The following is a 25,907-nucleotide window of genomic DNA, read 5'->3' on the forward strand; positions in this document are numbered from 1 at the left end:
AGCCATACTTAACCACAGAATCTTTGAGGTCAATATTAAATCTTTAAAACACAGATATTGATCTGCATTTCACAACTCAGATCACAAATACGGTAAAATTCGTCGAGGGAGATGATTGAAGTGAAGAAAAGGACGTCGTCTCACTACCGCTTCGCTAATGCAGCCGTGAACCGCTTCGCATTTTTGCGCAGCGGAAGATGCTAGGCTGCACGAGCTGTTTTTTTCGCCACGCCATTTCCGTGGCGTGTTTGCTTTTCAATGTCACTTTTAAGTCAAAGAGGATCCGCTATGAAACTTTTGCCTTTACTGGCAGCTTTACCCCTGCTCTGCGCGAGCGTTGTTTCCGCTAACTCACTGATGTCCGTCGGCTACTTTAACGGCGGCGGCGACGTCACTGCCGGTCCAGGCGGCGATATTGATAAACTGGACGTACGCCAGATTACCCATCTCAACTACTCGTTTGGTCTGGTTTACAACGATGAAAAAGACGAAACCAACGCCGCCCTGAAAGATCCGAGCAAGCTGCATCAAATTTGGCTGTCGCCGAAAGTGCAGGCTGATTTACAGAAAATCCCCAGCTTGCGCCAGCAGAACCCGAACCTGAAAGTCTTGCTTTCCGTCGGCGGCTGGGGTGCGCGCGGATTCTCCGGCGCGGCGGCAACGAAGGAAACCCGGGCGGTGTTTATTCAGTCCGCTCAGGCGATTATTGAAAAATACGGTCTCGATGGGATCGATCTGGACTGGGAGTATCCGGTCAACGGCGCGTGGGGGCTTGTCGCCAGCCAACCGGCCGATCGCGATAATTTTACCGCCCTGCTGAAAGAGCTGCGCGCGGCGGTCGGTAATAAAAAACTGGTGACCATCGCCGTAGGCGCCAACGCGGAGAGCCCAAAAAGCTGGGTGGACGTCAAAGCCATTGCGCCATCGCTCGACTACATCAACCTGATGACCTACGACCTGGCCTACGGTACCCAATACTTCAATTCCAACCTGTATGATTCAACCCGCTGGCCGACGGTCGCCGAAGCGGATAAGTACAGCGCGGACTTTATAGTGAACAACTACCTTGCCGCCGGTCTAAAGCCGAGCCAGATGAACCTGGGGATTGGTTTCTATGGCCGGATACCCAAACGCGCCGTCGAGCCGGGTATTGACTGGAGCAAGCCGGACGCGCAGAAAAACCCGGCCACCCGCCCCTACTTTGCGGCTCAACAGATTGAACTGTTCGAATCGCTGGGCGTCGATCTGACCAAAGATACCTATGTGAAATATAACGATATCGTGGCGAAGTTAATCAACGATCCGCAGAAGCGCTTTACTCAGCATTGGGATGATGAAGGGAAGGTACCGTGGCTGTCGGTGCAGTCCGCCGACGGTCAAGCCCTCTTTGCGCTTTCTTATGAGAACCCGCGCTCGGTGGCCATCAAGGCTGACTACATCAAGAGCAAGGGGCTGGGTGGCGCGATGTTCTGGGAGTACGGCGCCGATGACCAGAATCAGTTAGCGAAACAGCTGGCCGAGTCATTGGGGATCAAACGCTGATCTGCGCGGTGTCAGCGCCAGCACAATAGGTTATGATAACCCCATTCCGCTGCGCCGGCTCCGGCGCAGCTTTTCATTTGCAACAAAAGGCATGGGTATTATGGCTTATATCCCGAAAAACTACGCCCGTCTGGAAGTCGGTTACCGCGAAAAAGCGCTGAAGCTCTTCCCCTGGGTCTGCGGACGCTGCTCGCGAGAGTTTGTCTATTCAAACCTGCGTGAACTGACGGTACACCATATTGACCACGACCACTCCAATAACCCGGAAGATGGTAGCAACTGGGAGATGCTGTGCCTGTACTGTCACGATCATGAGCACTCAAAATACACCGAAGCCGATCTGTATGGCTCGACGGTGGTCGCTGGCGAAGATGCGCAGAAAAGCGTCGGCGAAGCGAAATATAACCCCTTCGCCGATCTTAAAGCGATGATGAACAAGAAGTAACGTTGTGATGCCTCAGAGCCCGGCGCGGAGTTAGCCGGGCTGACGCAGGCCTTTTCAGCCTCAGGATTTAAAGGTCGCGATAGGCTGCGGCGTAATGCCGAAGTCAACTTTCAGCTGCTGTTTACTCTTCATCACCATCTGCCCGTTGGTATCGATGGTCATATGCTGCGCGTCAACGTTGTATCGCGCCTGCCAGAGCATCACCAGCTGCAGACAGTTCTCTTTCTGTTCGTGAGTCAACGCCACGCCGTCCGGCCATTTACCCAGCTCAACCGCCGTCGCCAGGCGCTGATAAACTTCCGGCGTCATACCGTCAATAATCCGCTCAATTTCCATCTTCCGCCAACCCCGTTTGGAATAATTTGCTGAATCGTTTTTTCAACCCTTAATTTGCTCACCGTTTTCATCATTGGTGAAGCTTAATGAGGCCGAATTAACACAAAAACGCTCTCCGGTGGGCTGTGGACCATCCGGGAATACGTGCCCAAGGTGAGCATCGCAGTTTCCGCAGCGAATTTCCGTGCGCTGCATACCGTGGGAGTAATCATTAAGGTAGCGGATAGCGTCATCGCTGACGGGCTCATAAAAGCTTGGCCAGCCGCAGCCGGAATCATACTTGGTTTGCGAGTGAAACAGCGCGGCATCGCACACCAGGCAGTGGTAGACGCCATCGCGTTTGTTGTGGAGCAACCGCCCGGTGAACGGCGGTTCAGTACCGTGATTCTGCGTCACGTAAAACTGCATCTCGCTCAAATTTTTTTTGAGCTCGTCCGAAGAGGGTTTATTCGACATTGGCTTGCTTCTCGCTGTGAAAGGACAACTTTTCACGTCAATTCTAACAAAATATTAACAATGAAGCGTGCACTTTTGTTCTAAACTTAGGCGACGCCAAAAGGCAGCCACACAATTGTGATGAATATCACATTTTTATCTTCAGTGACCTTTAAAATTCCGGGCGCAGCCCCCATATGGAATTGGGCTCAAAGGGAAAGTGGGATAAATCGACCTCGCAAAGGCATGCTCTGGATTGATTTGTCGCAATGATTGACACGATTCCGCTTGACGCTGCGTAAGGTTTTTGTAATTTTACAGGCAACCTTTTATTCACTAACAAATAGCTGGTGGAATATATGACTATCAAAGTAGGTATCAACGGTTTTGGCCGTATCGGTCGCATTGTTTTCCGTGCTGCTCAGGAACGTTCTGACATCGAGATCGTTGCAATCAACGACCTGTTAGACGCTGACTACATGGCTTACATGCTGAAGTATGACTCCACTCACGGCCGTTTCAACGGTACCGTTGAAGTGAAAGACGGTCATCTGATCGTTAACGGTAAAAAAATCCGTGTTACCGCTGAGCGTGACCCGGCTAACCTGAAGTGGGACGAAGTGGGTGTTGACGTTGTTGCTGAAGCAACCGGTATCTTCCTGACCGACGAAACCGCTCGTAAACACATCACCGCTGGCGCGAAAAAAGTCGTACTGACTGGCCCGTCCAAAGACAACACTCCGATGTTTGTTAAAGGCGCTAACTTTGACAAATACGAAGGCCAGGACATCGTTTCCAACGCATCCTGCACCACCAACTGCCTGGCTCCGCTGGCAAAAGTTATCAACGACAACTTCGGCATCATCGAAGGTCTGATGACTACCGTTCACGCAACCACCGCGACTCAGAAAACCGTTGATGGCCCGTCTCACAAAGACTGGCGCGGCGGCCGCGGCGCAGCTCAGAACATCATCCCGTCCTCTACCGGCGCTGCTAAAGCTGTAGGTAAAGTTCTGCCAGAACTGAATGGCAAACTGACCGGTATGGCGTTCCGCGTTCCGACTCCGAACGTATCCGTTGTTGACCTGACCGTTCGTCTGGAAAAAGCTGCTTCTTATGAAGAAATTAAGAAAGCAATCAAAGCTGCTTCCGAAGGCGCAATGAAAGGCGTTCTGGGCTACACCGAAGACGACGTGGTATCCACCGATTTCAACGGTGAAATCTGCACTTCCGTATTCGACGCCAAAGCGGGTATCGCTCTGAACGACAACTTTGTGAAACTGGTTTCCTGGTACGATAACGAAACTGGTTACTCCAACAAGGTTCTGGACCTGATTGCTCACATCTCCAAATAAGTTGGGATGAGACAGTAATCTGTAAGAGCGACTTCGGTCGCTCTTTTTTTTGTCTGAAGATAAAGGATTGCGTAATGATTAATAAAATTTTTGCCCTCCCGGTTATCGAACAGCTTACCCCTGTACTTTCCCGCCGCCAGCTTGATGACCTGGAGCTGATCGTCGTTGACCATCCGCAGGTGAAAGCATCCGTGGCTTTCCAGGGCGCTCACCTGCTCTCCTGGAAGCCCGCTGGCGAAGAAGAAGTCCTGTGGCTCAGCGGCAACACCCCATTTAAAAACGGCGTTGCCCTGCGCGGCGGCGTGCCGATTTGCTGGCCGTGGTTTGGTCCTTCTGCTCAGCAGGGTCTGCCCTCCCACGGCTTCGCCCGCAACCTGCCGTGGGCCCTGAAAGGGCACGATGAAGACGACAACGGCGTGGTGCTGACCTTTGCACTGAAAAGCAGCGACGCCACCCGCCAGTACTGGCCGCACGAGTTCACCCTGCTGGCGCGCTTTAAGCTGGGCAAAACCTGCGAAATTGAGCTGGAGGCGCACGGCGAATTTGAAACCACGTCTGCCCTGCATACCTATTTCAACGTCGGCGACATTGCGGCAGTGAAGGTCAGCGGTCTGGGCGACCGTTATATTGATAAAGTGAAAAACGCGGAAGAAGGCGTATTAAGCAACGGTACAGAGACTTTTCCCGACCGTACCGACCGCGTCTATCTGAATGCCGAAACCTGCAGCGTGATTCATGACGATGCGCTGAACCGCAACATCGACGTTACGCATCATCACAACAGCAACGTAGTGGCCTGGAACCCGGGCCCGGCGCTTTCCGTCAGCATGGGCGACATGCCGGATGATGGTTACAAGACCTTCGTTTGTGTAGAAACCTGCTGCGTGACCGAAACGCAGAAGGCCAGCGAAGAGAAACCTTCGCGCCTGACGCAAACCCTTCGCGTGGTGAAACGCTAACGCCAGGAAGCTTGGCCCACGGGTTAACCGCGTGTGCGCCATATCTGCCGGATGACGGCTGAAGCCCCGCGAAGTCGGGGCTTTTCTTAAACGCTTGTTCAGACCATATCCAGTGGCGTTTTTCTGGCCGGCGCCGGGTAGGCGTTATCCAGAAGCGCAAGCTCCTCATCGTTCAGCACAATATCCAGCACCGCGGCATTTTGCCTGACATGCTCAATGCTTGACGCTTTCGGGATCGCTATTACGCCCCGGTGGCTAATCACCCACGCCAGCAGAATCTGCGCCGCGGTTACGCCCCGCTCCTGCGCAATATTTTTCACAACGGTATGATTTAAAAGTCCATTGCGCAGTCGACCGGCCTGAGCCAGCGGACAATATGCCATCACCGGCAGCCGCTGCTGCTGGCACCACGGCAGGAGGTCATATTCAATACCGCGGGAGGCCAGATGGTAGAGCACCTGATTGGTCGCGCACTGTTCGCCGCCGTTCGCCTGCCAGAGTTCCTGCATATCATCGTAATCGAGGTTTGATACGCCCCAGCGACGAATTTTCCCCTGCGCAACGAGCGCGTCCATGCCCGCAACCGTCTCCTGCAATGAATAGTCCCCGCGCCAGTGCAGCAGATAGAGATCCAGATAGTCGGTATTGAGGCGGCGCAGGCTCTCCTCGCAGGCGCTGGCTATTTTGCGACCGCCAGCGTTCCACGGATAGACTTTAGACACCAGCACCACGCGCTCGCGCTGCCCGCGAATGGCCTCGCCGACAACCTCTTCGGCGCCGCCGTCGGCGTACATTTCCGCCGTATCGATCACCGTCAGGCCAAGATCGATGCCCGCGCGTAGTGCAGCAGACTCCTGCGCGCGCAGAGCCGGGTTTTCGCCCATGAACCAGGTCCCCTGCCCTATGAGCGGAACCGCTGAATGCTCGCCAAAACGGATTGTCCTTTCTGCCATGACATGCTCCTGTGTTTGATTGCACCACCGTAATGCAAAACAGGGCTTTACGCCCTGTTCTGATGCACAAATTGCACTGTAATAACGCACTATCAGAAGGAGTAAGTGATCCCGGTTGAAATCAGCCCGCTCCAGGATTTGTCCACCATCGGGCTATCGGTAATTTCGTCAGACAGGCGGGTATAGCGCGCCACGCCGTATACGCTCCAGTCGCCGAGGAAACGATAGTTAGCCGACAGCTCAAGGTACGGGTTCCAGCTGCTGTCCGGATCGTAGCTGCGCATGCCGCTGCGATTCGACTCATGCTTCGAAACACCGTAGTAGTACTCGTTCTGGTTGTCGCTGTTCCACTCCACGCCAATACCCGGCGTAAGCGTCAGGTTGCCGTTGGTATAGCGATACAGCCAGGCCAGATCCCACACGATACCGTTGCTGTTATCGAGGGTGTCCCCCGACAGCGCGGTGCGCAGGAAGCCGTACTGCGTATAGTGTTCGTAGGAAAGCCCTGCCATCACCGTAGACTTACGTTTATCCAGACGGCGCATCTGCTCGCTATCGCTGTCGCCTGGCTTAAAGTACATCGGCGACCAGTAGGCGGTCACGGAGAGCTTATCGTTGGTATCATTCCACAGGTAGAGGCCACCGCCCAGGCCGCGGAACCAGAAGTTATCGCTCTCGTAATTAATCACCGGCACCGGGTAAACATCAGCATCATATTGCTTGTACGGATGTTCAACGACGCCTACACCCGCCCCTAAAGTGAACTTCCCTTCAGCGTGTACGGCGGATGCTGAAGTCGCAATCAACACACCAAGTGCCAGAAGTTTGATTTTAGTCACGATCCATATTCCTGTTGTCAAATTATTAGCGCAGGCAGTTTAACGTTGTATACGTCATGCCTCAAATTCTTTACCAGTCATTACACTGAATTCACCAGATTCTCATCATCAGATGACCACCCGCTGACAGCTGAATGACAGCGTCATGACGCGGCGAAACCCGAAGTGGGAATGAGACGCTGCTTTTCCGGATGAGTTGTTGATAAGTCATTGAAATTGATTTTCTGCGCCATGCAAGTTTTCCAAATGCATCTACGCTTTAATTTAGAAGAAGTAAATGCGGGGCACGTTATCCCGAGACTTCGCCAACCTGGCATAAGGGTTGCTGGAGATTCAGAGAGCGCTGTGCAGCTTACCTCTTCCGGGAGCTCCCACTATTCATATGAACGGCTCTCAACCTGTGCTAAAAACGAAAGGACGGCATGCCATGAATATATTCGATCACTATCGCCAGCGCTATGAAGCTGCCAAGGACGAAGAGTTCACACTGCAGGAGTTTCTTACCATCTGTCGGCAAGATCGCAGTGCTTATGCTAACGCAGCAGAAAGATTGCTGATGGCCATCGGTGAGCCGGTCATGGTCGATACGGCCCTCGAACCCAGGCTATCCCGTCTCTTTTCAAACCGGGTCGTCGCGCGCTACCCGGCCTTTGAAGAGTTTTACGGTATGGAAGATGCCATCGAGCAAATTGTTTCTTACTTAAAACACGCCGCTCAGGGGCTGGAAGAGAAGAAACAGATTCTGTATCTGCTGGGCCCCGTGGGCGGCGGTAAATCATCGCTTGCCGAACGCCTGAAGTCCTTGATGCAGCGCGTCCCTATCTATGTGCTCAGCGCAAACGGTGAGCGCAGCCCGGTCAACGACCATCCGCTGTGTCTGTTTAACCCGCAGGAGGATGCGCAAATCCTCGAAAAAGAGTACGGCATTCCAAACCGCTATCTGGGGACGATTATGTCGCCGTGGGCGGCCAAGCGTCTGCATGAATTCGGCGGCGACATCACGAAATTCCGCGTGGTGAAAGTGTGGCCGTCAATCCTGGCGCAGATTGCCATCGCCAAAACCGAGCCCGGTGACGAAAACAACCAGGACATCTCGGCGCTGGTCGGTAAAGTCGATATCCGTAAACTGGAACACTACGCGCAGAATGACCCGGACGCCTACGGCTACTCCGGCGCTCTGTGCCGCGCCAACCAGGGGCTGATGGAGTTCGTCGAGATGTTTAAAGCGCCTATCAAGGTGCTGCATCCGCTGCTGACCGCGACGCAGGAAGGTAACTATAACGGTACCGAAGGGATCTCCGCCCTGCCGTTCAACGGGATTATCCTCGCCCACTCCAACGAATCGGAATGGGTGACCTTCCGTAATAACAAAAACAATGAGGCCTTCCTCGACCGCGTGTATATCGTCAAGGTGCCTTATTGCCTGCGTATCTCGGAAGAGATCCGTATCTATGAAAAACTGCTTAACAACAGCGAGCTGACCCATGCGCCGTGCGCGCCGGGCACGCTGGAAACGCTGTCGCGCTTCTCCATTCTGTCGCGCCTGAAAGAGCCGGAAAACTCGAGCATTTATTCAAAAATGCGCGTCTATGACGGCGAAAGCCTGAAAGACACCGACCCGAAAGCGAAATCCTATCAGGAGTATCGCGATTATGCCGGCGTTGATGAAGGGATGAACGGCCTGTCTACCCGCTTCGCGTTCAAAATCCTGTCGCGGGTATTTAACTTTGACCATGCCGAAGTCGCCGCCAACCCGGTGCATCTGTTCTACGTCCTCGAGCAGCAGATCGAGCGCGAGCAGTTCCCGCAGGAGCAGTCCGAGCGTTACCTTGAGTTCCTCAAAGGCTATCTGATCCCGAAATACGCCGAGTTTATCGGGAAAGAGATCCAGACCGCCTACCTTGAGTCCTACTCGGAGTACGGGCAGAACATTTTTGACCGTTATGTCACCTACGCTGACTTCTGGATTCAGGATCAGGAGTATCGCGACCCGGATACCGGCCAGCTGTTTGACCGCGAGTCGCTGAATGCGGAACTGGAGAAAATCGAGAAGCCCGCCGGGATCAGCAACCCGAAAGACTTCCGTAACGAAATAGTCAACTTCGTGCTGCGCGCCAGAGCGCACAACAGCGGGCGTAATCCAAACTGGACCAGCTACGAGAAACTGCGCACGGTTATCGAGAAGAAAATGTTCTCCAATACCGAAGAGCTGTTGCCGGTGATTTCCTTCAACACCAAAACGTCAACCGATGAGCAGAAAAAACACGATGACTTTGTCGACCGCATGATGGAAAAAGGCTATACCCGCAAGCAGGTTCGCCTGCTGTGCGAATGGTATCTGCGGGTACGTAAATCATCCTGATAGACCAGCCCGGCAGGCAGCGGCTGCCGGGCTAATAATAACTGCGAAGACCCAATGACATTCAGCGCCAGGCATATTTCAGCGCCTGAATGGCCGGGGCATAAGTTGGCAAATGCAGTACAGGAGGGCATATGACCTGGTTCATAGACCGACGCCTGAACGGGAAAAATAAAAGCGCCGTCAACCGGCAGCGCTTTCTGCGCCGCTATAAAGCGCAGATAAAACAGTCGATCTCCGAGGCCATAAACAAGCGCTCGGTGACCGATATTCAGAGCGGAGAGTCCGTCTCCATCCCAACGGACGATATTAACGAACCGATGTTTCATCAGGGGCGCGGCGGCCTGCGCAATCGCGTACACCCGGGTAACGATCACTTCGTACAGAATGACCGCATTGAGCGCCCTCAGGGCGGCGGAGGCGGTGGAGGCAGCGGTCAGGGCCAGGCCAGCGCCGACGGCGAAGGCCAGGATGAGTTTGTTTTTCAGATTTCGAAAGACGAATATCTCGATCTGCTCTTTGAAGATCTCGCCCTGCCGAACCTGAAGAAAAACCAGCAGCGTCAGCTGACGGAGTATAAAACCCATCGCGCGGGCTATACCGCTAACGGTGTGCCCGCTAACATCAGCGTCGTTCGCTCGCTGCAAAACTCGCTGGCGCGCCGCACGGCGATGACCGCCGGTAAACGCCGGGAACTGCACGCGCTGGAAGAAGACCTGGACACCATTAGCAAAAGCGAACCGGCGCAGCTGCTTGAAGAGGAGCGGCTGCGCAAAGAGATAGCCGAACTGCGGGCGAAAATTGACCGCGTGCCGTTCATTGACACTTTCGATCTGCGTTACAAGAACTACGAAAAACGGCCAGAACCGTCAAGTCAGGCGGTGATGTTCTGCCTGATGGACGTTTCCGGCTCCATGGACCAGGCGACAAAGGACATGGCAAAACGCTTTTACATCCTGCTGTATCTGTTCCTCAGCCGGACCTATAAAAACGTTGATGTGGTTTATATCCGCCACCATACGCAGGCGAAAGAGGTCGACGAACACGAATTCTTCTATTCGCAGGAAACCGGCGGCACCATTGTCTCCAGCGCCCTGAAGCTGATGGATGAAGTGGTCAAAGAGCGCTATGACCCGGCGCAGTGGAATATCTACGCCGCGCAGTCTTCGGATGGCGATAACTGGGCGGACGATTCACCGCTGTGTCACGAACTGCTGGCGAAGAAAATCCTGCCCGTGGTGCGCTACTATAGTTATATCGAGATAACCCGGCGCGCGCACCAGACGCTGTGGCGGGAATATGAACACCTGCAGTCAACCTTCGAAAACTTTGCTATGCAGCATATTCGCGACCCGGAAGATATTTATCCGGTGTTCCGTGAACTGTTTCACAAGCAAACCTCAAAAGCGGACGGTTAAGCCTTTCCGGACAGCCAGCACAGACGCTGGCTGTTTTTTTACCCCACCTTACCCGGCTCGCGCCTGTTGCAGAGTGACGGGATCAATCTCCGCCATTATCAGGTCGGGCAAGCTCTCCAGCTGGTATACCTTGCCGCATTTAACGATAATCTGCCGCGCGTTGTCGTACCCCGGCGCCCAGAGTCGATTATTCATCCGCACATCTTTGTAGACCGCGATAAGCGGTTTTTTCCACGCCGCCGCCATATGGACCACCGAGGTATCCGGCGAGATAACTAAGTCGGCCTCGGCGATAAGCGCCATGCAGTGGTGCAGCGTTTTGAACGGATTCACGCAGACCTTCTCCGGCAGGGGAATCCGGATTTCATTGCGATGATCGAGCAATATGATATTGACGTCCGGATAATCCTCGCACAGCCTGGCGATAAGCGTTGCCAGCTGCGCCTGCGACATACTGCGGTCCTGATGCCCGGCAAAAATATTAATCACCACGTTACGCCCGTTGAGCGCCGCCAGATAATCACGAACCTGCTGGCTGATATCCTGCGGAATATGCAGATCATAAGATTGCAGAGATTTTTTATCCAGCTGGAGATAATCAGCGATGAAAGAAAAGGTCTTACTGACGTGCCAGTTTTCACAGTCAAAATCAAAAGACTTGCTGTAGTGTTTAATAGAAGGCCACTTATTGAAACCCAGTACCGCTCTGGGCTTTATCTGTCGTAACAGCAGCATCCTGTGTACCGGAATATCAAACAACGACGGGTCGATTACAATATCGTACTTATTATTCGCAAGCTCAGTAATAACTGACTGAGGAACGTTATGGGTAAATTTGTGCAAATAATCCGCCGAGTCGACATTCTCGGCTTCATAGATATGGCGAATGCGAGGATTATACCGCATGACCTGACTATTGGATTTGGTCAACAGAAAGTCAACGGTCATTCCCGCCTCGTGAAGGCATTTAACCAGCGCTGAATCAACAACTACATCGCCGATCGCACCTTCATTACGCATTAACAGCACCGTTTTCGCGGAGGTTAAATCAGCTTCGCGGCGCGCGCGACTATCCCAGAACGCTTTAGCGATATAGACTCGCAGATCATTGCGTATTTTCTTAAAAAAATAATTTCGACGCCTGTTTAGCGCCCTTATTTTTTTAAACTTTCGAGGGGATCCCTGCACCGCTGCGTTTTCCATCATCATAACCTCATTGCCGCTTTCAATAGTACTGCCTGTAACCCTGCTAAGGACTGGTAAAAATAAGAAAAGTTCGCTTGATAATTAACATTATTTCATTTTTATCTGCACCAGGATAGCCATAGCAGCGTCATTGCAGCATATTTCATTGAGGATAAAATGAGTGAAAAATGGATTTTGCAGGATATTTACGACAGTAATATTCATTAGCGCCCTCATATTTAATAAACTATTTATTTCCATTGCCGCGCGATACTGACCGAGTCCGGCACTGGATAGATAAACAGTCTGTCTGCCACCGAACGTGGCGTCCCTGCGCCGCACATGGTAGAATTGTCTTAATTGTGCTGGCGAAATTATCATCATGAAATTACAGAATAAATTACTCCGTCATTTCATTTCTGCGGGGGTGGTTGTCCTGACATCTTCATTTCTGGTGTATGAATTAGTCGCCAGCCATCGGGATATGTCGGAATACATGCGCTACATCGTCGAGAAGGGCGAATCCGCCTTTCTGTACGATAAATATCAAAATCAGCTGGTTATCTCCCAGGTCTCGCGAAAGCTGGATACGCATCCCGCGGCCGAAAAGGCCCGACAGGCCTGCGCTGGCGTGCAGACCAATGGCAACGTATACGGGCTCAATATCGCCGGGCATACCTTCCCCGGGCTTCACGGTACGCTCAGCACCACCCAGCCTTCGTGCGAGCCGTGGATTAACGATCTCCCGGCGCTGCAGGCTTTTGATGCCGCGATAGCCCAAAGCGATATTATCGCCGCGCTGAATTCGGCAACGTTCAAATCAGATAAACGCTTCCGCTATTACCTCGATTTAGACAATAAATACGCGTATTTCTATTCGCCGATTGAGATAGATAGCAGCCCCGTTGATAACTGGAACTTTCTTCACGACAGTAAACTGGGCATCACTCAGTTCAGTCTTAACGGTTTACTTCGCGGGCGTACGCTAATTTCCAGCATCTATGCTGACGCGCTAACCGGACAGAATATTTTGTCGTTCTTAACCCCGGTCTATTATCGGGATCGGCTGAAGGGTATTGTGATGGTGGACGTCACTCGTCACGATATTGAGAAGCTGCTCTATACCACCGACCGCCCCCTGGTCTGGCGCTATCTCGACATCACCTTAACGGACTCGGACTCAACGTCTGAAATCCGCGTTCACCGCAGCAACACGTATTTTTTCAGCTACGCCCACCATAGCCAGCAGGTGGCGGAAAACCTGCACATTTCGCTGTCGCTGGATATGTCCTATTTTCTGCTGAGCTCCTGGAAGCTATTTTTGTTTTACCTGATATCTACCGGCGTTCTGCTGCACCTGGTACGCATGCACTTTCGCCTGTATACCGACGTTTTTAAAGAAAACATTAGTGATTCCTTAACCGGTCTGTACAACCGAAAAATTCTCTCCTCGCTGCTGGAATCGCGTATGCAAAAGCTCACCGAGCAAGGTGTAAATATCGTGTTTATGGCGCTGGACTGCGACCGGCTAAAATACCTTAATGACACCTGGGGGCACGATGAAGGCGACCGCGCCATCGTGCTGCTCGCCCAGTCCATTTCCGCCGCCATACGTAAAAGCGATTACGGTATCCGGCTGGGCGGCGATGAGTTCTTCCTGATACTGATCGATTATGAGGAACAGGAGGCGAAAAATATACCCGAGCGCATTCGCCAGCACCTGAAGGAAATTGACATTAACCAGCGCGTTAATTTTTCATGGGGGGCCTGCAGCATGGCGCCGGGGGATAGCCTGGCCGACGTCATGAAAATCGCGGATGCCCGGCTGTACGAAAATAAAAAGCAAAAAAAACACGCTTACCCGGGGCGAGAGGATTAATCTTGAGGTTTTATTTTTAAGGAAAAAAACGACATGAACGCGCCAGTAAAAGTGAGTATTCATCAGCAGCTGTTGGCGCTGCTTAACCGCGACCACGCCCGTTACCGGGTCGTGGAACATGAAGCCGTCGGAAAGTGTGAAGCCGTGTCGAAGATCCGCGGCACCGCGCTGGGTCAGGGAGCGAAAGCGCTGGTATGTAAAATTAAAGGACATGGGGTTAATCAGCACGTTCTGGCTATCCTTGCCGCCGATCTACAGGCGGATTTAGCCCGTCTGGCCGAATACGTCGGCGGCAGCAAAGCCTCTCTGGCCAGTCCGGCGGAAGTTGACGCCCTGACCGCCTGCGTCTTTGGCGCCATTCCCCCTTTCAGCTTCCACCCCTCTTTACGCCTGGTCGCCGACCCGCTGCTGTTTGAGCGCTTCCCGGAAATCGCCTTCAACGCCGGGCAGCTTGATAAGTCCATCATCCTTGATACCGCCGACTATCTGCGTATTGCCCGTCCGGAACTGATCGCGTTTCATCGCGAAGCCTGATTGTTCCCTCTCCTGCGCCAGGGCACGGATTGTGCCGCGGGGGAAAATCGATCGTGCAGATGCCTCAAATCGCGAGTCTGCGATAAAAAACCTGTTTACTTACGCGATTATGCGTAGAGTAAACGGGCTGTTCTTTTTTATATTCTGGCAAGGACCTCTGCACATGCTCGACACCACCCTGTTAATACTGCTGGGCCTGGCGGCGCTCGGCTTTATTAGCCATAACACCACCGTAGCTATTTCAATCCTGGTATTAATTATCGTCCGCGTCACCCCGCTCAACGCCTTCTTTCCGTGGATTGAAAAGCAAGGGCTGACCATCGGTATTATTATTCTCACCATCGGCGTGATGGCGCCCATTGCCAGCGGCACGCTACCGCCCTCTACGCTGCTGCACTCCTTCGTGAACTGGAAATCGTTGCTGGCGATTGCCGTGGGGGTTTTTGTTTCCTGGCTCGGCGGGCGCGGCGTGGCGCTGATGGGCTCGCAGCCGCAGCTGGTAGCCGGACTGCTGGTCGGCACCGTGCTCGGCGTCGCCCTCTTCCGCGGCGTCCCGGTCGGCCCGCTGATCGCCGCCGGGATCATTTCGCTGTTTATTGGGAAGTCGTAGCCAGGCTGGCAAGATAGCGCCCCGGGGTTTGCCCGAGGCCCTTTTTAAACATGGTAATAAAGGCGGTGGTCGAGTCATAGCCCAGGCTCTGCGCCGTCTGCTGTACCGTCTGCCCGCGGATCAGCATCTGCAGGGAGAGGATCAGCTGCAGCTGATGTCGCCAGCGGCGAAAGCTTAAGCCCGTCTCACGCACCACCAGCCGCGCCAGATTGCGTTCGCTCATGGCAAACTCCGCCGCCCATTGCGCCAGCGTTTGCCAGCGGGCCGGGTCGACGGCCATCGTGTCCACCATCTGACGAATTTTTGGATGCCCGGAGACCGGGAGCTGCAGGTGCTCCTGCGGCTGCTGCGGGAGTTCATCGAACAGCACCTGCACCAGGCGGTTCATTGCCGGTTTAGCGAGTTCGGCCCTGCCGCGCTCGGCCATAACGAGGATAAGCTCGCGCACCAGCGGCGAAATCTTTAGCGTGCAGCAGAAATCCGGCATCGGTGCCGCGTGGGGTTCAATAAATAAAAAGCAGACCTGCGCCTCCGGCGTCGCGCGATTGCTGTGCGGCACCTGTCCCGGTACCCACACCGCGTACTGCGGAGGCACCATCCACATCGCGTTCTCCACTTCGCAGGTCAGCGCCCCGTGTAGCGCCAGGATGAGCTGACCTTTACGGTGCTGATGGCGCGGAATGTACTGCTCGTCCGCGACCACCTGAATACGAAAAGCCGCCGCCGCTTCGTGGCCGCTGTCCGGGTCGTAGCCGTCCAGGCCGAGTCCGATCATGATATTGTCCGATTTTAGCGATAATCTGTCATTTTAGCTTGTTTTAAACAGGCGACAAACAGGCTATGGTAAGCGCCACGTATTCTTGTTTGAGATAGCCATGAATTCTGTTTCACCTTCTGCCGGCCGCCGTAATCTGCTATTGATTGCCGGTATTCTGCTTATCGCCACCACCTTGCGGGTCACCTTTACCGGCGCCGCGCCGCTGCTTGATGCCATTCGCAGCGAATATGGCCTTACCACCGCGCAAACCGGTCTGTTAACCACCCTGCCGCTGCTGGCCTTTGGCCTGGTCTCGCCGCTGGCGGCAGGTGTCGCCCGCCGATTCGGCATTGAACGTAGCCTGCTGCTGGCGATGATCCTGATTTGCCTCGGCGTGGGTCTGCGCTCCCTGCCCTTCGTCTCGCTGCTGTTTATCGGAACCGCGATTATCGGCTGCGGCATCGCCCTGGGCAACGTTCTGCTGCCCGGACTGATCAAACGTGACTTCTCGCAGCACGTCGCCAAAATGACCGGCGCTTACTCTCTCACGATGGGGGGCGCGGCGGCGCTGGGTTCGGCAATGGTCGTTCCGCTGGCGCTCGCCGGACTGGGCTGGCGCGGCGCGCTGTTGATGCTGATGGCATTTCCGCTGCTGGCGCTGTTTATCTGGCTACCGCAGGCGCGCAGGCAAGTCACCGCGCCGCTGACGGGGTCGGGCGCCATCCACAACCGCGGGATCTGGCGCTCGGCGCTGGCCTGGCAGGTGACGCTGTTTCTCGGGATTAACTCGCTGGTCTACTACGTCATCATCGGCTGGCTGCCCGCCATTTTGCAAAGCATAGGCTACAGCGAAGCGCAGGCGGGCTCCCTGCACGGGCTGCTCCAGTTGGCCACCGCGGCGCCGGGGCTGGCGATCCCGTTAATACTGCATCGGCTGAAAGATCAGCGCGGCATTGCGGTGCTGGTCGCCCTGATGTGCGCAGTCAGCGCGCTCGGTTTATGGTTTTTACCCGCTCAGGCGGTGCTGTGGACGCTTATCTTTGGCTTCGGTTCCGGCGCGACCATGATTCTGGGATTGACCTTTATCGGGCTGCGCGCCAGCTCGGCGCACCAGGCCGCCGCGCTGTCGGGAATGGCGCAGGCGGTGGGCTATCTGCTGGCTGCCTGCGGACCGCCGGTGATGGGAAAAATTCATGATGCCAACGGCGACTGGCATATCCCGCTGATCGCCGTGGCGCTGATTTCCGTTGCGATGGCGGTATTTGGCGCGCTGGCCGGCCGCGATCGGGAGATCAACGGCTAGCGATATCGACGCCCGGCAACCGCCGCCGGGCGTTCGCTCACTGACTTGCCGCGCGTAAAAACGCGTGAACCAGCGGCGCAGGTCTGCCTTCCAGCGCATTGCGCTCGTGCTGAAATAGCGTGGCGACAAAGAACGGATGCGTCACCAGTTCTACCGCCCGAATCTCACCGTCATCATCCCAGCCCGTAACCCGCAGGTCGCCCTGCTCCAGCTCGCGGGCAAAATCGGCGGCAATCCCGTAGCTGCAGTGGTAACCCTCTTCAATACTGTCGCGGCCATAGGCGCGAGAGATCAGCGTATTGGCCCGCAGTTCAATGTTGTCCGACTTTTCTACCAGCGAGCAGCTAAGCGGCGCGATAACCATCCGGCCTTCGGTATCGGTTTCCGCATGTGCGGCATCCCGCCAGCCCATAACGTTGCGCGCGTATTCGATAATCGCGTGCTGGAATCCTCCGCAGGTGCCAAGGAACGGAATGCTGTTTTCCCGCGCGTGGCGTATAGCGATAAACGCGCCTTCGGCGTTTTTATAGGGGCTGGCGGGAACCACCCAGATAGCATCGTAATCAGCGAGATCGTCAGCGGACTTTATTTCGCTGGTAGCCAGCCAGTCATAACGCAGCGGCAGCTCCAGTACGGCGGCGGCATCATCAATCGCCAGGGGAATCGCTTTATGGGCAACTACATCAGGGTTGTAATCACCAACCAGGGCAATACGCAGGAGGGAGTTCATAGCAGGATCCTTATGTCAGAGCGAATATCAGGCAACACAAGGAGCCTCAGGTTAGCGATCTCAACGGCAGAACACAATCCTTATTTTGTCTGCTTCTGAACGCGGGTAATTTAGTCTGACTGGCGCTATGGTATAGGGCAGACAAATCGCTATGGATGCATGATGAAGGACAAAATTTTGGTTAGCGCCTGCCTGATGGGCTTTCAGGTTCGCTATAACGGTAGCCACAAAGCCCGGCTGGCTAACGCGCTGTCTCGCTGGCAGAGCGAGGGGCGGCTGGTCACCCACTGCCCGGAGCTGGCTGCCGGATTGCCCATCCCCAGGCTACCGGCGGAAATCCTTGGCGCGCAGGGAGCGGATGTCATGCAAAACCGTGCGAAAATTGTTGAAAGTGACGGACAGGACGTCACTGCGCGCTATCAGCTGGCCGCCTGGCTGGCGCTAAAAGCAGCGCAGGAGGAAGGCTGTACCGCAGCATTGCTCACCGACGGCAGCCCAACCTGCGGCAGTCAGTTTATCTATGATGGTACCTTTAACGGACAGCGCAAACCCGGTGCCGGCGTTGCCGCCGCCCTGCTTCGCGAATACGGGATAACGGTATTTTCCGAGCAGCAGTTGCCGCAGCTGCTTGCCTGGATGGAACAGAGGGAGAGTGACGATGATTCAATGTAAACGGGTTTATGACCCGCAGGAAGCGAGCGACGGCTACCGGATACTGGTAGACCGCCTGTGGCCGCGCGGAATAAAAAAAGAGGCGCTGAATTACGATGAGTGGTGCAAAATCCTGGCGCCATCGACTGATTTGCGTAAGGCTTTTCACGGCGAGACGCTTGATTTTGCCCACTTTAGCCAGCGCTATCGCCAGGAGCTGGAAGCCCACCGCGATGAAGGCGAGCGCCTGGCCGCGCTTGCCAGGCAGCAGCCGCTGACGCTGCTCTACGCGGCGAAAAACACCCGGCAAAACCATGCCCAGGTGCTGGCTGACTGGCTGAAAGCGCTATGACTTAGCCGGATGATCGCGGCGCCAGAGCGCCCATTCATCTAACGTTTCACCACTGGGTAACTTGCACTCGGTGCGCACGCCCTGCGGGCTTTGAACAGGAACCTGTTTCCCTCCCAGCTGCTGGCAGTATACCGAAGCCGGGTTAGCCATCCCTATCGGGTGTGCTTGCTGCGTCGGCTGACTCTGCGCGCATCCGGCAAGCGCCAGAGGCAGCATGACTATCATCCCCTTCATTTCCCCTCCTTAATCGTTTAAAACGGTCTTTCACCCTGAATCTCCACGGTTTCTCCATTTTAGCTGCACTTTTGCATCGTAGAGTAGCCCTGTTCTCGAATTGACCAGAGAACAGATCATTCCATAATCAATGAGTTTTCCCCGTCGCCCCCGACGGGGCTTTTTTTCCCGCCGCGGATGCAGGTATTCTCCCCCCAGATGTGTTAAATTTTGTGTATCTCTGTTAATTCTGCGCTGATTGTTTTTTAGCATCATTTGCTGGTAGTGACGATTAGCATTCGGGAGCCGTATTTCTCATGTCCGATTTTATTCTCGCTCGCGTGTCGCAAACGCTCGCTAATGAACACTCCCTCGAAACCCTGGTGCGACAGCTGCTTGAGATGCTGGAGCTGGTTACCCGAATGGAATCTACCTACCTGACTCGTATCGACTTCGACGCGCAGCGCCAGCATATTATGTACGCGCACAACAGCAGCGAAATGCAGATCCCCGAAGGGTTCTCCGTCCCGTGGAACGACTCGCTGTGCAAACGCGCGCTGGACGACCGCTGCATTTTTAGCAACGATGTTGCCGAGCGCTGGCGTTCGTGTCTCGCCGCCCAGGATTTGGGGATCGCCACCTTTTTCAGCATTCCCGTGCGCCTGACCGACGGCTCATTATTCGGCACGCTGTGCGCCACCAGCCGGGCAAGACAGCCCTATAACATTGAGGGTGAGCAGGTGATGAATCTGTTTGCCAACCTCATCTCCCATTACGTTGAGAAAGAGACGCTGGTACAGCAGCTTCGGGCGGCTAACGTCGCGCTGGAGATGCATTCGTATACCGACGAGCTTACGGGTTTGCCGAATCGCCGCTCGCTGTTTAAGCATCTTGCCGCGCAGTTTTCGCAGGCCCGGGAACAGCAGCTCAGCGTGCTGCTGATTTTTATCGATCTCGATGATTTCAAAGCAATCAACGATCGATTCGGCCACCCGTGCGGCGACAGCTTTTTGATTCAGATCGGAGAACGCCTGGCCGCCCGCGTGCGCAGCGGCGATATTGTAGGTCGTCTCGGCGGCGATGAGTTTTTAATTGTCGGTACGGGTCCCGATTCAGCCGACCAGCAGGAGTATATCGCCGCGTTACGTCAAGCGCTGGCGGGGATCTATTTCCTTGGCGAACACCGGATTAACTACCCCGGCGCCAGTTTTGGGGTGATTGAAGCCGACCCCTGGCAGATCGACGTTGAACTGGCGCTGCGCGCCGCCGATGAGGCGATGTATCAGGATAAGCAGTCTCGCCGTCAGGGGCGTTTTTTTCATATTGACTAATCTACGGTGAAATCCCGTATCATAGTCGACACGACTCGCACTTACAGGGGCTCAATAATGAGACTGGGTATTCTATTTCCGGTGGCTATTTTTATCGTCGCCGTGGTTTTTCTGGGCTGGTTTTTTGTCGGCGGCTATGCGGCACCAGGCGGAGCGTAATGAAAAAAAGCACCATAATTATGCTTATTGTCGCCATCGTCGCCGTGGCGGGTACGCAATTGGGCTGGTGGTAATTCCAGGATTATTCGCGCGTCTTTCCGGCAAGGATTGCAGAATTATCTCATCTACTCAATAAGTTAAAAGCATACACTCACCTCATCAGCCGATGGCGCATGCCCGTTTTTGCGCACGGATTTAACTGGAGAAGTGAGAAATGAAAAAACCGATCGTGTTGCCGTTGATTCTCGCGCTTTGCACGCTGTTATCGGGATGTATTGTCGACCCAGGCTATCACCATCAACACCGCCACCATCATCATGACGACAGAGACTGGCGATAGCCGTGGAAACATAATAAGGCGAACTTCGGTTCGCCTTATTGCATGAAATTAGTCCCGGCGGTCGGAACCTAAAAAGAGGAAACCCAGCGGGATGGAAAACAGCAGCGTAAACACAATGCTGTAAACCGTGACCATCGCCCCCTGCAGGAAGAACATTGACGTCGTCCATTCTGAATACGGCATATTGTATTCACTCACCACGCCGCCAAAGGTGGCGCGCCCAACCACGATAAGCGCGATGGCAAAGATCGCCGCGATCGACAAAAAGAACTTCTTGCTGTTTTTATTGCTGGTGAGTTTCTGCAGAATCATCCGGGTTCCCTTTTTTCTGAGCGATAATCGGCTGTATATGTAACACCAATGCAATCAAAATTGAAGGGATTTTGTTACGAGGCAGTGACAGTCACGATAGGGCCGGTCCCGCGTACCGGCCCCCAACGATTACGACTGGAGCGTCGCCAGACGGGCGGCAAAACCGACAAACACAAGGCCTATCAGACTGTTGCCGATTTTCGCCAGCTTCTTTTTCGTCTTCACGTAACGCGTGACGAAAGAGCCGGAGAGGATCAAAAAGCTCATATAGATGAAGCTGATTATCTCCAGGGTCAGCGCCAGAATAAAGAACGCCAGCCCGGGCGTTTTGGCGCCGACGTCAATAAACTGCACGAAGAATGAGACATAAAAAAGAATCGCTTTTGGATTCGTCAGGCTAAGGGTCAGCGAACGTTTGAGAATCGCGCTGCCCGGCTCGGAATCAGCAGACGAATGACCATCACGCTGGGTTAACACCGCGTAGAGCATCTTGCCGCCCATCCACAGCAGATAAATCGCCCCCAGGTAACGCACGATATTGAACAGCACCGGCGTAGTCTTGATGAGCGTCGCGACGCCGGCAAAAGCCAGAAACATCAGCACCGCATCGCCAATAAACACGCCTGCCGCCGCCAGATACCCTTTCTTAACGCCGTGGGCGATGCCGGTCTTGAGGACAAAAAAGGTATTCGGGCCGGGAACCAGGATGATAAAGATAGCGCCGACCAGATAGGTCAGGTAATTCAATACACCAAACTCAGCGAACACAACGCACTCCTTCGCTTACAACAAAAAATATGATCCCGCGCACGTTAACGCAACCGGGACCATTTTGAAAGCGCCGCGAGTGCGGAGAGCTTAATAGAGCGAAGTTTCGCCAAGCGGACGGGTTTTAAAGCGGCGGTGAACCCACAGGTATTGCTCCGGCGCGCGCAGGATCTCTTTCTCTATAACCTTGTTGATATAGCTTGCCGCATCCTGTTTATCTTCGCCAGGATAGTCGCTCATGACGTCGCTGATGTGCAGGCTATAACCTCTGCGGTCCGCTTTACGCACCATGCTGATGGTAAGCATTTTCGCGCCCGACAAACGAGAGAGTACGTAGGTACCGTTAGTCGTTGCTGCCTGCTGTACCGAGAAGAACGGAGCAAATACGCTCCCCTTCGGGCCGTAGTCCTGATCCGGCGCAAACCACACCGCTTCACCCGACTTTAAGGCATGTACCAGACCGGATAAATTACGACGGTCAATCATCGCCTTGTTCGAGCGCAAACGACCTCGCGTCTGCACCCACTCCATTAACGGGCTATTGTGCGGACGGTAGGTCGCCATCATCGGACGACACAGCCCCATCGTACGGCCACCCAGTTCAAGCGACATAAAGTGGACGCCAACGACCATCACGCCTTTTTGCTCGCTCAGGGCATTATTGAGATTGACCATGCCTTCCACGTCAAACCATTTCTTAACGCGCTCATCGCTCCAGAACCATGCCATCCCCGTTTCAATCAGACCCATCCCTAGCGACATGAAGTTCTGCTCGATAAGCTTTTCACGCGCCGCGGGCGACATGGTGGGAAAGCAAAGTTCGAGATTGCGTCTGGCGATATGCTCACGGCGTTTCAGGAAGCGCCGGGATGCGCGACCGGCGCTGGTACCGATAAGATGCAAGACGGGATAAGGAAGCTGGACGATGAGCCAGAGCACGCTCAGGCCAAACCAGGTCCCCCAATTACGGGGATGAAGAAGTTTTTTATTAAAAGCGCAAGACATGTTTTTTCCTGTAAACATTAGAACATGAGGTAACGCTTAAGGAAAAAACGAGTCCCTTCATCTGTCATTAGGCGGTACGTGTAGCAGTTCAGACAATAATAATCCTGGTAAATTCACTCCGGCAAGTAAAAAAAGAGGCCAACAGAAAAAAACACAATACCAGCACACCTGTAACAAAATGTAAATAAAAAAGTGAATAATAAACCTCAAATATCCACCACAAGAATGATTAACGCGCTAATCATTCAACATAAAGTATGCGTCTTTTCCAACCAGAACGTCGCTGTGGTAACCCGCAGGCCGCAGCTGAAGCCGCGTCGAGGTACGACTGCATCCAGATGAGATCGGGATAGCCTCTGCTTTCTGTTATCCTTTTCACAACGTTTGCGGACAGGCTATTCCTTTATCTTCCATAAGCCTCACTGACATAAAATAGAAATATTAAAAATGAGTGTCAGCGAAATGACTAAAATAAGAATCAGCTTATTTTACTTTCTTGACAATAATTAATATTTATCGACAATTATCCATATCGCCGGTGGGCTATTTCAGACTTTTTACCTCCGTTGCTTTAACAGAACAGCAGGCAATAAAGTTCAAATGCCTTTTATGACGTTGAAAAAAACGCAACATAGATAAAAATCTCGGACGATTCTCGCGCTTCAACAAGCCATTGCCGACAATTTTTAGCGCCTGTTTAAAACCTTCATCTTTCATCAACCCTCGCGGCGACATCAGCGACATCGGTCCATGATGAATGCTTACGGCATCAAAGCCGGTCCGTTGGAAAAGCGTCTGCCAGGCGGCGGCGCTCAGCGGGCTGACGTGGGATTTCACCACCCCCTGCAGCTGCCGCCGGGTATCCTCTCCCAGCGCATCCTGCGTATACATGATATCGTGCGTCAGCAAACGACCGCCGGGCTTAAGAACGCGAAAATATTCCGCCACCAGTTTCTCTTTGGCTTTATCCGCATACATGGTGAGCATCGCTTCATTTATCACCATATCAAACGTTGCATCGGCAAATGGCAGCCGAGCGGCATTCGCCTCCATCACTATCACCCGATGATCCACACCTTCGCGAACGATATTTTGCCGGGCTTTCGCCAGCGCGTCTTTATCCATATCGATGGCGTAAACGCTGCAGTGAAAACGCTGCGCCAGCTCAATAGAGGTTGTCCCCATATTACAGGCTACCTCCAGAACTTTACTGTCGGCGGTAAAACCCGCCTGCTGAAATAGCCACTCTGTGGCTTCAATGCCGCCGGGGCGTAAGCGGGTTTTCCCCAGGCTTGCCAAAAACGTATGTCCGGCTTTTTCGCTTGCGTTCATTTGACTCTCCTCACTCCCTATAAGATGCATTATAAATACAACATTAAGGTTAAGGAGGGAATAATGATAATGAATTTTATTTTCATTAAGAAGAAAGGGAAAGAAATGATGCATTGAGCGGAAAAATCTATTCAATATTTAACAATAACTTATCGTTACTATGGGTCTGTATGGCCCTTATCCCTGTCGCGCTTTATTGAAATGATAACCATTCTCATATTAACATATACCGTATTGATCAACTCTCCTGAACCTGGCTATGTCACCTTCTTCCGCCATCGCCTCTCCGCTGACGCTTGCCTCGCTCTATAGCGACCATCATGGCTGGCTGAAAAAATGGCTTACCCATAAGCTGCAATCCGCTTATGACGCCGACGACGTAGCGCAGGACACCTTTGTCCGAATTATGGCCGGCGAGTCGCTGTTGACGATTCGCGATCCAAAATCTTTTCTCTGCACGATTGCCAAACGGGTGATGATCGACCTGTTCCGCCGCAACGCCCTGGAGCGCGCCTGGCTCGACATGCTCTCTCAGCTACCGCCAGAGCTCTCTCCCTCACCGGAGCTACGGCAGAGCCAGCTCGAACTGTTACAGCAGATTGATGCCATGCTGGACGGGCTTAACGCAAAAGCCCGGGAAGCGTTTTTGCTCTCGCAGCTTGAAGGGCTGACCTACGCCGATATCGCCAGTCGCCTGGCGGTTTCCGTCAGTTCGGTTAAGAAATATATCGCGAAAGCCACCGAGCACTGCCTGCTGTTCCGTCTGGAGAATGGCCTGTGAAACCGACGCTAAGCGAATCCCGTCGTCAGGCGCTGCGTTCCGCCTCGCACTGGTACGCGGTCCTCAGCGATGGGCGCGTCAGTCCGCAGCAGGAGGCCCGCTGGCAGCAGTGGTATGAGCAAAACAACGAAAATCAGTGGGCGTGGCAGCAGGTAGAAAATCTGCGTCAGCAGATGGGGCTACTGCCGGGCGGGCTGGCCAGACGTGCTCTTCACGATAGCCGTCTGGCGCGTCGCCACGTGCTGAAAGGGCTGATGCTTTTGCTGGCGGCCGGAGGCAGCTGGCGGCTCTGGGAGTCCGAGCTGGCGGAGGGCCTCCGCGCCGACTACCGGACGGCGAAAGGGATACCGCGCCCGCAGCGGCTTGCCGACGGTTCGCTGCTGACGCTGAATAGCGAAAGTGCCGCCGACGTCCGTTTTGACGCGCGGCAGCGCATGGTTCATTTACGCTACGGCGAAATCGCCATCAGGACCGCTCACGACAGCCGGCAGCGGCCTTTCCGGGTCCAAACGCGGGAAGGCACTCTCACCGCGCTCGGGACCGAATTCACCGTCCGTCAGTTTGCCGGCGGCACCCGGCTGGCGGTACAGCAGCATGCCGTAGAAGTGGTTTTACCGTCCGGCAGCGCCCAACGCGTTAACGCCGGGGAAAGCCTGTGGTTTACCCGCGATCGCTTCGCCGCCCTGGTTAAGCTCAACGGCGACGAGGATAGCTGGATCCGGGGCGTGCTGACCTTCCGCGACGCCCCGCTGAGCGAAGTGGTCGAAACCCTCGCCCGCTATCGCTCCGGGGTGCTGCGCTGCGATCCCGCCGTGGCCGATTTACGCCTGAGCGGCACCTTTCCGCTGGGCGATCCTGATGCCATTCTGCAGGTTATCGCGCAAACGCTGCCGATTACATTGCGGTCTGTCACCCGCTACTGGGTCACGCTCGTTCCGGCCTGAGAAAAAAAATCGAAAAAATTCTCATTCTCCATTGTCCCTTTTCCCCTGCTCGTTCGACTTATCTGATGAATATAACCAAA

Annotated in this window: 30 protein-coding genes; 18 read left to right on the plus strand and 12 right to left on the minus strand. The window is 54.1% G+C overall.

Translation table 11 applies throughout. The features are described from left to right. The first annotated feature begins 288 nt into the window (after nucleotides 1-288). Nucleotides 289-1,542, plus strand: coding sequence for a glycoside hydrolase family 18 protein (locus F8562_RS10530; RefSeq protein WP_014838180.1), 1,254 nt, complete (start codon nucleotides 289-291; stop codon nucleotides 1,540-1,542). A gap of 100 nt (nucleotides 1,543-1,642) precedes the next feature. Continuing rightward, nucleotides 1,643-1,987, plus strand: a complete 345-nt coding sequence (gene yajD / locus F8562_RS10535) for an HNH nuclease YajD (protein ID WP_004138290.1) — start codon at nucleotides 1,643-1,645, stop codon at nucleotides 1,985-1,987. 60 nt (nucleotides 1,988-2,047) lie between these two features. Here the strand turns inward: yajD and F8562_RS10540 are convergent, their stop codons facing one another. Continuing rightward, a complete protein-coding gene (locus F8562_RS10540) occupies nucleotides 2,048-2,323 on the minus strand; it encodes a YeaC family protein (protein WP_014838179.1) in 276 nt (91 codons plus the stop codon). Nucleotides 2,324-2,365: 42 nt separating this feature from the next. After that, on the minus strand, nucleotides 2,366-2,779 hold the full coding sequence (gene msrB / locus F8562_RS10545; RefSeq protein ID WP_004121465.1) for a peptide-methionine (R)-S-oxide reductase MsrB: 414 nt from the start codon (nucleotides 2,777-2,779) through the stop codon (nucleotides 2,366-2,368). A gap of 338 nt (nucleotides 2,780-3,117) precedes the next feature. On the opposite strand from msrB, the gene gapA reads away from it, so the two are divergent. Together gapA and F8562_RS10555 are read left to right on the plus strand one after the other, a co-directional pair. Beyond that, the gene (gapA, locus tag F8562_RS10550; protein WP_004138295.1) at nucleotides 3,118-4,113 is read left to right on the plus strand and encodes a glyceraldehyde-3-phosphate dehydrogenase; all 996 of its coding nucleotides are present in this window, start codon (nucleotides 3,118-3,120) and stop codon (nucleotides 4,111-4,113) included. A gap of 74 nt (nucleotides 4,114-4,187) precedes the next feature. Continuing rightward, entirely contained in the window at nucleotides 4,188-5,072 is an 885-nt protein-coding gene (locus tag F8562_RS10555; RefSeq protein ID WP_014838178.1) for a D-hexose-6-phosphate mutarotase, read from the plus strand. 98 nt (nucleotides 5,073-5,170) lie between these two features. Here the strand turns inward: F8562_RS10555 and F8562_RS10560 are convergent, their stop codons facing one another. After that, complete coding sequence (locus tag F8562_RS10560; protein ID WP_014228950.1) at nucleotides 5,171-6,025, minus strand: aldo/keto reductase; 855 nt, start codon at nucleotides 6,023-6,025, stop codon at nucleotides 5,171-5,173. A 92-nt stretch (nucleotides 6,026-6,117) separates the two neighbouring features. Continuing rightward, the gene (locus tag F8562_RS10565; protein WP_004850021.1) at nucleotides 6,118-6,864 is read right to left on the minus strand and encodes a MipA/OmpV family protein; all 747 of its coding nucleotides are present in this window, start codon (nucleotides 6,862-6,864) and stop codon (nucleotides 6,118-6,120) included. A gap of 427 nt (nucleotides 6,865-7,291) precedes the next feature. On the opposite strand from F8562_RS10565, the gene yeaG reads away from it, so the two are divergent. Continuing rightward, nucleotides 7,292-9,226 carry a protein kinase YeaG gene (gene yeaG, locus F8562_RS10570; RefSeq protein WP_004121478.1) on the plus strand — a complete coding sequence of 645 codons (1,935 nt, stop codon included), beginning with the start codon at nucleotides 7,292-7,294 and terminating at the stop codon, nucleotides 9,224-9,226. Nucleotides 9,227-9,357: 131 nt separating this feature from the next. Beyond that, a complete protein-coding gene (locus F8562_RS10575) occupies nucleotides 9,358-10,641 on the plus strand; it encodes a YeaH/YhbH family protein (protein WP_014838177.1) in 1,284 nt (427 codons plus the stop codon). A 48-nt stretch (nucleotides 10,642-10,689) separates the two neighbouring features. Here the strand turns inward: F8562_RS10575 and F8562_RS10580 are convergent, their stop codons facing one another. Continuing rightward, nucleotides 10,690-11,847 carry a glycosyltransferase family 9 protein gene (locus F8562_RS10580; protein WP_014228948.1) on the minus strand — a complete coding sequence of 386 codons (1,158 nt, stop codon included), beginning with the start codon at nucleotides 11,845-11,847 and terminating at the stop codon, nucleotides 10,690-10,692. A gap of 361 nt (nucleotides 11,848-12,208) precedes the next feature. Between F8562_RS10580 and dgcJ the strand changes: the two genes are divergently transcribed. The 3 genes from dgcJ to F8562_RS10595 all read left to right on the plus strand — a co-directional run bounded on the left by dgcJ (nucleotide 12,209) and on the right by F8562_RS10595 (nucleotide 14,849). Further along, nucleotides 12,209-13,705 carry a diguanylate cyclase DgcJ gene (gene dgcJ, locus F8562_RS10585; protein ID WP_094909476.1) on the plus strand — a complete coding sequence of 499 codons (1,497 nt, stop codon included), beginning with the start codon at nucleotides 12,209-12,211 and terminating at the stop codon, nucleotides 13,703-13,705. Between the two features lie 33 nt (nucleotides 13,706-13,738). Then, a complete protein-coding gene (locus F8562_RS10590) occupies nucleotides 13,739-14,239 on the plus strand; it encodes a YbaK/prolyl-tRNA synthetase associated domain-containing protein (RefSeq protein WP_004850011.1) in 501 nt (166 codons plus the stop codon). A gap of 163 nt (nucleotides 14,240-14,402) precedes the next feature. Then, complete coding sequence (locus F8562_RS10595; protein WP_004138309.1) at nucleotides 14,403-14,849, plus strand: DUF441 domain-containing protein; 447 nt, start codon at nucleotides 14,403-14,405, stop codon at nucleotides 14,847-14,849. Here the strand turns inward: F8562_RS10595 and F8562_RS10600 are convergent. Next, the gene (locus F8562_RS10600; protein WP_162140806.1) at nucleotides 14,833-15,627 is read right to left on the minus strand and encodes an AraC family transcriptional regulator; all 795 of its coding nucleotides are present in this window, start codon (nucleotides 15,625-15,627) and stop codon (nucleotides 14,833-14,835) included. The two genes, F8562_RS10595 and F8562_RS10600, sit on opposite strands and share 17 nt — an antisense overlap. 97 nt (nucleotides 15,628-15,724) lie before the next feature. On the opposite strand from F8562_RS10600, the gene F8562_RS10605 reads away from it, so the two are divergent. Then, nucleotides 15,725-16,909 (plus strand): CynX/NimT family MFS transporter, encoded by a 1,185-nt coding sequence (locus tag F8562_RS10605; protein WP_032692759.1) that lies wholly within the window; start codon nucleotides 15,725-15,727, stop codon nucleotides 16,907-16,909. Nucleotides 16,910-16,946: 37 nt separating this feature from the next. Here the strand turns inward: F8562_RS10605 and F8562_RS10610 are convergent, their stop codons facing one another. Beyond that, the gene (locus tag F8562_RS10610; RefSeq protein WP_014838173.1) at nucleotides 16,947-17,639 is read right to left on the minus strand and encodes a CTP synthase; all 693 of its coding nucleotides are present in this window, start codon (nucleotides 17,637-17,639) and stop codon (nucleotides 16,947-16,949) included. A gap of 162 nt (nucleotides 17,640-17,801) precedes the next feature. On the opposite strand from F8562_RS10610, the gene F8562_RS10615 reads away from it, so the two are divergent. Together F8562_RS10615 and F8562_RS10620 are read left to right on the plus strand one after the other, a co-directional pair. Further along, a complete protein-coding gene (locus F8562_RS10615) occupies nucleotides 17,802-18,311 on the plus strand; it encodes a DUF523 domain-containing protein (RefSeq protein ID WP_014228941.1) in 510 nt (169 codons plus the stop codon). Then, a complete protein-coding gene (locus F8562_RS10620) occupies nucleotides 18,298-18,642 on the plus strand; it encodes a DUF488 domain-containing protein (RefSeq protein ID WP_014228940.1) in 345 nt (114 codons plus the stop codon). The genes F8562_RS10615 and F8562_RS10620 overlap by 14 nt, the downstream gene beginning before the upstream one ends. On the opposite strand, the gene F8562_RS10625 is transcribed toward F8562_RS10620, so the two are convergent. After that, entirely contained in the window at nucleotides 18,637-18,876 is a 240-nt protein-coding gene (locus tag F8562_RS10625) for a DUF333 domain-containing protein (RefSeq protein WP_014228939.1), read from the minus strand. The genes F8562_RS10620 and F8562_RS10625 overlap by 6 nt on opposite strands. A gap of 296 nt (nucleotides 18,877-19,172) precedes the next feature. Here F8562_RS10625 and F8562_RS10630 point away from each other — a divergent pair, with 296 nt between their 5' ends. The 4 genes from F8562_RS10630 (at nucleotide 19,173) to F8562_RS10645 (ending at nucleotide 20,685) form a co-directional block, all read left to right on the plus strand. After that, a complete protein-coding gene (locus F8562_RS10630) occupies nucleotides 19,173-20,186 on the plus strand; it encodes a sensor domain-containing diguanylate cyclase (protein WP_014838172.1) in 1,014 nt (337 codons plus the stop codon). Between the two features lie 57 nt (nucleotides 20,187-20,243). Next, the gene (locus F8562_RS10635) at nucleotides 20,244-20,345 is read left to right on the plus strand and encodes a YoaK family small membrane protein (RefSeq protein ID WP_004101234.1); all 102 of its coding nucleotides are present in this window, start codon (nucleotides 20,244-20,246) and stop codon (nucleotides 20,343-20,345) included. Beyond that, nucleotides 20,345-20,419: a protein YoaJ gene (gene yoaJ / locus F8562_RS29765; protein ID WP_100248259.1), complete on the plus strand. Its 75-nt coding sequence runs from the start codon at nucleotides 20,345-20,347 to the stop codon at nucleotides 20,417-20,419. The genes F8562_RS10635 and yoaJ overlap by 1 nt, the downstream gene beginning before the upstream one ends. A 140-nt stretch (nucleotides 20,420-20,559) precedes the next feature. After that, complete coding sequence (locus F8562_RS10645; protein ID WP_086074258.1) at nucleotides 20,560-20,685, plus strand: hypothetical protein; 126 nt, start codon at nucleotides 20,560-20,562, stop codon at nucleotides 20,683-20,685. Between the two features lie 48 nt (nucleotides 20,686-20,733). Here F8562_RS10645 and F8562_RS10650 read toward each other — a convergent pair whose 3' ends face one another. The 4 genes from F8562_RS10650 to F8562_RS10665 all read right to left on the minus strand — a co-directional run bounded on the left by F8562_RS10650 (nucleotide 20,734) and on the right by F8562_RS10665 (nucleotide 24,102). Beyond that, nucleotides 20,734-20,997 carry a DUF2534 family protein gene (locus tag F8562_RS10650; protein ID WP_004131510.1) on the minus strand — a complete coding sequence of 88 codons (264 nt, stop codon included), beginning with the start codon at nucleotides 20,995-20,997 and terminating at the stop codon, nucleotides 20,734-20,736. Between the two features lie 129 nt (nucleotides 20,998-21,126). Further along, nucleotides 21,127-21,765, minus strand: coding sequence for a leucine efflux protein LeuE (leuE, locus tag F8562_RS10655; protein WP_014838171.1), 639 nt, complete (start codon nucleotides 21,763-21,765; stop codon nucleotides 21,127-21,129). 90 nt (nucleotides 21,766-21,855) lie between these two features. Beyond that, entirely contained in the window at nucleotides 21,856-22,770 is a 915-nt protein-coding gene (gene lpxP, locus F8562_RS10660) for a kdo(2)-lipid IV(A) palmitoleoyltransferase (protein WP_009653416.1), read from the minus strand. Between the two features lie 543 nt (nucleotides 22,771-23,313). Then, nucleotides 23,314-24,102, minus strand: a complete 789-nt coding sequence (locus F8562_RS10665; protein ID WP_014228936.1) for a class I SAM-dependent methyltransferase — start codon at nucleotides 24,100-24,102, stop codon at nucleotides 23,314-23,316. A gap of 259 nt (nucleotides 24,103-24,361) precedes the next feature. Here F8562_RS10665 and fecI point away from each other — a divergent pair, with 259 nt between their 5' ends. Together fecI and fecR are read left to right on the plus strand one after the other, a co-directional pair. Continuing rightward, entirely contained in the window at nucleotides 24,362-24,883 is a 522-nt protein-coding gene (gene fecI / locus F8562_RS10670; protein ID WP_014838169.1) for a ferric citrate uptake sigma factor FecI, read from the plus strand. Beyond that, a complete protein-coding gene (gene fecR / locus F8562_RS10675) occupies nucleotides 24,880-25,827 on the plus strand; it encodes a ferric citrate uptake sigma factor regulator FecR (RefSeq protein ID WP_014838168.1) in 948 nt (315 codons plus the stop codon). Before fecI ends, fecR begins: the two co-directional genes overlap by 4 nt. Nucleotides 25,828-25,907: the final 80 nt, after the last annotated feature.

This window comes from Klebsiella sp. RCJ4, assembly GCF_009025755.1.
GTDB classification, from domain to species: Bacteria; Pseudomonadota; Gammaproteobacteria; order Enterobacterales; family Enterobacteriaceae; genus Klebsiella; species Klebsiella michiganensis.

Excerpts from the sequence above, each read along its gene's own strand:
- F8562_RS10530 (WP_014838180.1), top strand. The coding sequence starts at position 289 with ATGAAACTTTTGCCTTTACTGGCAGCTTTACCCCTGCTCTGCGCGAGC.
- yajD (WP_004138290.1), top strand. The coding sequence starts at position 1,643 with ATGGCTTATATCCCGAAAAACTACGCCCGTCTGGAAGTCGGTTACCGC.
- F8562_RS10540 (WP_014838179.1), bottom strand. The coding sequence starts at position 2,323 with ATGGAAATTGAGCGGATTATTGACGGTATGACGCCGGAAGTTTATCAG.
- msrB (WP_004121465.1), bottom strand. The coding sequence starts at position 2,779 with ATGTCGAATAAACCCTCTTCGGACGAGCTCAAAAAAAATTTGAGCGAG.
- gapA (WP_004138295.1), top strand. The coding sequence starts at position 3,118 with ATGACTATCAAAGTAGGTATCAACGGTTTTGGCCGTATCGGTCGCATT.
- F8562_RS10555 (WP_014838178.1), top strand. The coding sequence starts at position 4,188 with ATGATTAATAAAATTTTTGCCCTCCCGGTTATCGAACAGCTTACCCCT.
- F8562_RS10560 (WP_014228950.1), bottom strand. The coding sequence starts at position 6,025 with ATGGCAGAAAGGACAATCCGTTTTGGCGAGCATTCAGCGGTTCCGCTC.
- yeaG (WP_004121478.1), top strand. The coding sequence starts at position 7,292 with ATGAATATATTCGATCACTATCGCCAGCGCTATGAAGCTGCCAAGGAC.
- F8562_RS10575 (WP_014838177.1), top strand. The coding sequence starts at position 9,358 with ATGACCTGGTTCATAGACCGACGCCTGAACGGGAAAAATAAAAGCGCC.
- F8562_RS10580 (WP_014228948.1), bottom strand. The coding sequence starts at position 11,847 with ATGATGGAAAACGCAGCGGTGCAGGGATCCCCTCGAAAGTTTAAAAAA.
- dgcJ (WP_094909476.1), top strand. The coding sequence starts at position 12,209 with ATGAAATTACAGAATAAATTACTCCGTCATTTCATTTCTGCGGGGGTG.
- F8562_RS10590 (WP_004850011.1), top strand. The coding sequence starts at position 13,739 with ATGAACGCGCCAGTAAAAGTGAGTATTCATCAGCAGCTGTTGGCGCTG.
- F8562_RS10595 (WP_004138309.1), top strand. The coding sequence starts at position 14,403 with ATGCTCGACACCACCCTGTTAATACTGCTGGGCCTGGCGGCGCTCGGC.
- F8562_RS10605 (WP_032692759.1), top strand. The coding sequence starts at position 15,725 with ATGAATTCTGTTTCACCTTCTGCCGGCCGCCGTAATCTGCTATTGATT.
- F8562_RS10610 (WP_014838173.1), bottom strand. The coding sequence starts at position 17,639 with ATGAACTCCCTCCTGCGTATTGCCCTGGTTGGTGATTACAACCCTGAT.
- F8562_RS10615 (WP_014228941.1), top strand. The coding sequence starts at position 17,802 with ATGAAGGACAAAATTTTGGTTAGCGCCTGCCTGATGGGCTTTCAGGTT.
- F8562_RS10620 (WP_014228940.1), top strand. The coding sequence starts at position 18,298 with ATGATTCAATGTAAACGGGTTTATGACCCGCAGGAAGCGAGCGACGGC.
- F8562_RS10625 (WP_014228939.1), bottom strand. The coding sequence starts at position 18,876 with ATGAAGGGGATGATAGTCATGCTGCCTCTGGCGCTTGCCGGATGCGCG.
- F8562_RS10630 (WP_014838172.1), top strand. The coding sequence starts at position 19,173 with ATGTCCGATTTTATTCTCGCTCGCGTGTCGCAAACGCTCGCTAATGAA.
- F8562_RS10635 (WP_004101234.1), top strand. The coding sequence starts at position 20,244 with ATGAGACTGGGTATTCTATTTCCGGTGGCTATTTTTATCGTCGCCGTG.
- F8562_RS10645 (WP_086074258.1), top strand. The coding sequence starts at position 20,560 with ATGAAAAAACCGATCGTGTTGCCGTTGATTCTCGCGCTTTGCACGCTG.
- F8562_RS10650 (WP_004131510.1), bottom strand. The coding sequence starts at position 20,997 with ATGATTCTGCAGAAACTCACCAGCAATAAAAACAGCAAGAAGTTCTTT.
- lpxP (WP_009653416.1), bottom strand. The coding sequence starts at position 22,770 with ATGTCTTGCGCTTTTAATAAAAAACTTCTTCATCCCCGTAATTGGGGG.
- F8562_RS10665 (WP_014228936.1), bottom strand. The coding sequence starts at position 24,102 with ATGAACGCAAGCGAAAAAGCCGGACATACGTTTTTGGCAAGCCTGGGG.
- fecI (WP_014838169.1), top strand. The coding sequence starts at position 24,362 with ATGTCACCTTCTTCCGCCATCGCCTCTCCGCTGACGCTTGCCTCGCTC.